Annotated in this window: 4 protein-coding genes; 1 reads left to right on the top strand and 3 read right to left on the bottom strand. The window is 32.2% G+C overall.

Going from position 1 to position 5,297, the window contains the following annotated elements:
- Nucleotides 1–150: 150 nt before the first annotated feature.
- The 3 genes from FHG05_RS18185 to FHG05_RS18175 all read right to left on the bottom strand — a co-directional run bounded on the left by FHG05_RS18185 (nucleotide 151) and on the right by FHG05_RS18175 (nucleotide 3,197).
- Complete coding sequence (locus FHG05_RS18185) at nucleotides 151–1,191, bottom strand: aldo/keto reductase (protein WP_140999552.1); 1,041 nt, start codon at nucleotides 1,189–1,191, stop codon at nucleotides 151–153.
- Between the two features lie 127 nt (nucleotides 1,192–1,318).
- Nucleotides 1,319–2,284 carry an OmpA family protein gene (locus tag FHG05_RS18180; RefSeq protein ID WP_140999551.1) on the bottom strand — a complete coding sequence of 322 codons (966 nt, stop codon included), beginning with the start codon at nucleotides 2,282–2,284 and terminating at the stop codon, nucleotides 1,319–1,321.
- 148 nt (nucleotides 2,285–2,432) lie between these two features.
- Nucleotides 2,433–3,197, bottom strand: a complete 765-nt coding sequence (locus tag FHG05_RS18175) for an exodeoxyribonuclease III (RefSeq protein WP_140999550.1) — start codon at nucleotides 3,195–3,197, stop codon at nucleotides 2,433–2,435.
- Nucleotides 3,198–3,377: 180 nt separating this feature from the next.
- Between FHG05_RS18175 and FHG05_RS18170 the strand changes: the two genes are divergently transcribed.
- A complete protein-coding gene (locus FHG05_RS18170) occupies nucleotides 3,378–5,180 on the top strand; it encodes a GNAT family N-acyltransferase (RefSeq protein WP_140999549.1) in 1,803 nt (600 codons plus the stop codon).
- The last annotated feature ends 117 nt before the right edge of the window (nucleotides 5,181–5,297 follow it).

Here is a 5,297-nt window from a genome sequence, read left to right as displayed (position 1 = left end):
TAACAACGAAAGAATTAAATCAAATCTAAACAAAATGAGCCCGATAAAATATCGAGCTCATTATTATCAAAATTAAGTTTAAATTTGTCTAACTTTTTGGGTGCAGTCTAAAATGAAGCAGCCTTTTTTTGATTGAAATATATTTATCAATTACGGTGCTGGATTAGGAATTGATTCTTGAATCGCTTCAATTTTGGTTAGTATTTCTGGAGATAAAACCGTATCAAATGCATCAATATCTTCTTTTAATTGTTCTAAAGTTGTTGCACCAATAATCGTTGATGTTACAAAATTTTGTTGGTTTACAAAAGCTATAGCCATTTGCGTTAAAGTCATCGTATTGGCTTCTGCTAATTCTTTATACAATTGTGTGGCTTTGTAGCAATTTTCATTGGTATACCTTTTAAAATTAGGAAACATGGCCATACGATATTCAGGCTGTATTCCGTCTAAATATTTACCCGTTAAAAATCCAAATCCTAAAGGAGAATAAGCCAACAAGCCTACATCTTCCCGCATTGTAATTTCACTCAAACCTACTTCATACAACCTATTTAATAACGAATAGGGATTTTGAATACTCACAATTCTTGGCAAATTGTGCTTTTCGCTTTCCATTAAGTAACGCATCACACCATAAGGATTTTCATTAGAAACTCCAATGTGTTTTATTTTTCCTTCTTTAATTAAACCATCAAAAACATGAAGAATTTCTAGAAAAGAATACTGCCAAGAAGCGTCTATTTCTTGTAACCCTCTTTTCTGAAACATATTCATCACCCTCTCTGGCCAATGCATTTGGTATAAATCGATATAATCCGTTTGTAAATTTTTCAAACTTAATTCTACAGCTTCAGTGATGCTTTTCTTTGAAAAATCAAGAGGCTTTCTAATGTATTCCATTCCTCTATTAGGTCCTGCAATTTTAGTAGCGACAACTAATTTTTCTCTTTCTGTTGTTCCAATTTTATGCAACCAGGATCCGATATGCCTTTCTGTACTTCCAAAGATGTGTTCGTTTCCTCCTATAGGATACATCTCAGCAGTATCGATAAAATTAATTCCTCTTTCAATGGCATAATCCAATTGTGAATGCGCTTCTTGCTCTGTATTTTGATTTCCAAAAGTCATAGTACCTAAACATACAGTACTAATTTTTACATTGGTTTTAGGTAAAGTTGTGTATTTCATTTCCAAGTTGAATAGATTGAGTTTCCCAATTTTTAGGAATGGTAAAGTTACGGAGATTCTATAAAAGAAAAAACCTGCTTGTAAAACTACATCGCAGGTTTTTAAAAAATTGTATTACAAATACATCTTATAATTCGTTCATTAATTTTGAAATTTCATCTAATTTTGGCGTTAAGATAATTTCAATTCTTCTGTTTTTTGCTTTACCTTCTGCTGTTTCATTACTTGCTAAAGGCGCATACTCACCTCGACCTGCAGCGGTTAAGTTCTTTTTATCAATGGCTTTGTTTTCTGCTAATATATTTACAATAGCTGTTGCTCTTTTTGTAGATAAATCCCAGTTACTATCAATTCCTCCACCAATACTTCCTGTAATTTTATCATTATCGGTATGCCCTTCAATTAGAACTGAAATTTCTGGGTTTTGTCCCAATACTTCTCCTAAGGCTTTCACTGCTTTTTTCCCTTCTGTTCCAACAGTCCAACTACCCGATTCAAATAATAATTTATTTTCCATGGAAACGTATACTTTCCCATTTCTGTGTTCTACCGTTAAACCTTTGCCTTCAAATGCATTTAACGCTTTCGATAAGGTTTCTTTTAACTTTTTCATAGCAGCCTCTTTATCAGCCATCATTTTTTCCAATTCTGCTAAACGAGTGGAAGAAGCTTCTAAATCGGCTTTTAATTTGTTCAAACGGTCTTGTTCTGCATTTAATATTTTTTGTTTTGCTTCTAATTCTGCCAACAATTCACGGTTTTTCTTCATGTTGTTTTCTAAAGCATCACTACTGTTTTTCTCTAAAGCATCATAAGACGCTTTTAAGTTGTCTAAATTTTTCTTGGTTGCTGCATAATCAGTAGCTAGTTTATCTCTTTCGGCTTTTACTTTATCTAATTCTGCTTGTAACGCGTTTTTATCTAGTTCTAACTTATTTTTTTCGGTAGCCAAAGTTGCTTTTTCATCTGCTAGCGCATTTCTTTCCTTTTTAAGATCGGCATACTTACTTTCTAAATCTTGATAGATTTTTTTAGAAACACAAGACATTGTTAATGAAACAACTACTAGTGCAAGGGCAATTTTTTTAATCATGATTACTTTATTATTAGGTTTTTTATTGTTCAATTCTATTTAGCCCTGATGGGAACGGCATCCTTTTTAATTTTGTTATCTCGACTCCGCTCGATATGACAAAATTAAAAAGATACAGTGTACAGCAGGAATAAGCTCCAAATAAAAATTAGGCTTTAATTTCAACTAAAACGGGGCAATGATCGGAATGTTTGGCTTCTGGTAAAATTAGCGCTCTTTGTATTCTATCTTCCAAAGGAGCTGCTGCCAAACAATAATCGATTCTCCATCCTTTGTTATTGTTTCTTGCATTGGCTCTGTAACTCCACCAGCTATAATGATGCGGATCTTTGTTAAAATGTCTAAAAGTATCTATAAAACCATTTTTCATAAAAGCGTCTATCCAAGCTCTTTCTTCAGGTAAAAATCCAGAAACTTTAGCATTTCGAATCGGATCATGAATATCGATAGCTTGATGACAAATGTTATAATCGCCACAAACCACTAAATTGGGAACTTCTTTCCTTAATTCGGTAATGTAATTTTGGAAATCATCCATATATTTAAATTTATGATCCAAACGATCAATATTGGTTCCAGAAGGCAAATACAAACTCATTACAGATAAATTTTCAAAATCGACTCTTAGATTTCTACCTTCAAAATCCATATGTTCAATTCCTGTTCCAAAAACTACTTTTTTAGGTTCAATTTTAGATAAAATAGCCACTCCACTATAGCCTTTTTTTTGAGCCGAATAATAGTATTGATACGGATAACCTGCTGCTTCAATTTCGAGTGTAGGAATTTGATCTTCTGTTGCTTTGATTTCTTGTAAACAAATAACATCAGGATTCGCCTGTTGCAACCATTCTATAAAGCCTTTTGTTATGGCTGCACGTATTCCGTTTACATTGTAGGAGATTATCTTCATGATTTCTTTTTGGATATGCATCAAAAGTACTAAAAAGAGTGCTAATTTTACAAAAAAATTAAGATACATTAACATTAATAAATGTGTATTTTTTTGAATAGTTTGAACGAATGCTATTATATTTGCCACCGATATTAAAGTAGATTTATTATCTTTGTTTTTCGCTCAAAAAAAATTTAAATGGGATTAGTCACAGCCAAAGAAGTAGCCAAAGCTATACATGCTGATAAATATGGTTTTTTAGGAACTTTTTCAGGATGGTTACTGATGAAAGTTCTTAAGATATCTACTCTAAATAAAGTGTATGATAGAAACAAACATCTTAGTGAAGTAGAGTTTCTAAATGCTATTTTAGACGAATTCCAAATCAAATTTGAAATTCCAGAAGAAGATTTTAAACGTCTTCCCAAAGATGGTGCTTATATAACCATTTCAAATCATCCATTAGGTGGAATAGACGGTATATTGCTTTTAAAATTAATGCTTGAAAAAGAGCCTAATTTTAAAATCATAGCAAACTTTCTATTGCACAGAATTGAGCCAATGAAACCTTATATTATGCCTGTAAATCCTTTTGAAAATCATAAGGATGCCAAATCAAGTATAATTGGAATCAAAGAAACGTTACGTCATTTATCGGATGGAAAACCTTTAGGCATGTTTCCTGCTGGGGAAGTTTCTACTTATAAAGATGGGAAAATTGTGGTAGATAAACCTTGGGAAGAAGGAGCTATCAAAATCATAAAAAAAGCAAATGTACCTGTAGTTCCTATATATTTTCATGCGAAAAACAGTACACTTTTTTATTTTTTATCCAAACTAAACGACACACTTAGAACTGCTAAATTACCCAGTGAATTATTGACTCAAAAGAAAAGGATAATTAAAGTTCGTATAGGAAAACCTATATCAGTTGCGGAACAAAATGAGTTTACTTCTATTGAAGAATATGGCGAGTTTTTACGTAAAAAAACATACATGCTTTCCAATGCTTTTGAAAAAGAAAGCAAACTTATTAGTACCGATTTACTTAAACTTCCTAAAAGCAGTCCGAAACAAATTGTTAAACCTGCCAATCACGAGCAAATTTTAGAAGAGATTGCCGCTTTACGAGAGCAAGATTGCCGTTTGTTACAAAGCAAGAATTACGAGGTTTTTCTAATTACTGCCGATAAAATTCCTAATATATTGCATGAAATTGGTCGTTTAAGAGAAATTACTTTTAGAGAAGTAGGTGAAGGAACTAATGAATCTATCGATTTGGATAAATATGACCAATATTACCACCATATGTTTTTATGGGACGATGAAGCGCAAGTAATAGCAGGAGCTTATCGAATGGGATTGGGCTCTCAAATCTATAGTAAATATGGTATTGATGGTTTTTATTTGCATGACTTATTCCGTTTTGAGCCTGAACTATATGATATGATGAGTAAGTCTATAGAAATGGGTCGTGCTTTTATTATTAGTGAATACCAACAAAAACCAATGCCTTTATTTTTGTTATGGAAAGGAATTGTGCACACTACACTACGTCATCCAGAGCATAAATTCTTAATTGGAGGTGTAAGTATTAGTAATCAGTTCTCTGAGTTTTCAAAATCATTGATGATTGAGTTTATGAAATCGCACTATTACGATCCTTATATAGCACAATATATTCACCCTAAAAAGGACTATAAAGTAAAATTAAAAGATGCGGATAAAGATTTTGTTTTTAACGAAACAGAAGCCGATTTAAATAAGTTTGACAAAATTATCGATGAAGTAGAACCAGGTAACTTACGCTTACCCGTATTAATCAAAAAATACATCAAGCAAAATGCGAGAGTAGTTGCTTTTAATGTGGATCCTTTATTTAACAATGCAGTAGATGGCTTAATGTACATTAAAATTGCCGATTTACCCGAAAGTACAGTTAAACCTGTTATGGAAGAATTTCAAGCAGAACTAGAGAGAAAAGAGGAAAAGAAGAAATAAAAAAGGCTCAAATTAGACTGCACCCAAAAAGTTAGACAAATTTAAACTTAATTTTGATAATAATGAGCTCGATATTTTATCGGGCTCATTTTGTTTAGATTTGATTTAATTCTTTCG

Origin of the sequence: Flavobacterium profundi (assembly GCF_006491645.1) — a bacterium.
In the GTDB taxonomy this organism is placed as follows: domain Bacteria; phylum Bacteroidota; class Bacteroidia; order Flavobacteriales; family Flavobacteriaceae; genus Flavobacterium; species Flavobacterium profundi.
Note: the sequence above shows the minus strand (reverse complement) of the source record. Positions and strands in the feature narration are given on the sequence as shown.

Bases quoted from the DNA above. Each gene is read 5' to 3' on its own strand.
- FHG05_RS18175 (WP_140999550.1), bottom strand. From the start codon at position 3,197: ATGAAGATAATCTCCTACAATGTAAACGGAATACGTGCAGCCATAACA.
- FHG05_RS18170 (WP_140999549.1), top strand. From the start codon at position 3,378: ATGGGATTAGTCACAGCCAAAGAAGTAGCCAAAGCTATACATGCTGAT.
- FHG05_RS18185 (WP_140999552.1), bottom strand. From the start codon at position 1,191: ATGAAATACACAACTTTACCTAAAACCAATGTAAAAATTAGTACTGTA.
- FHG05_RS18180 (WP_140999551.1), bottom strand. From the start codon at position 2,284: ATGATTAAAAAAATTGCCCTTGCACTAGTAGTTGTTTCATTAACAATG.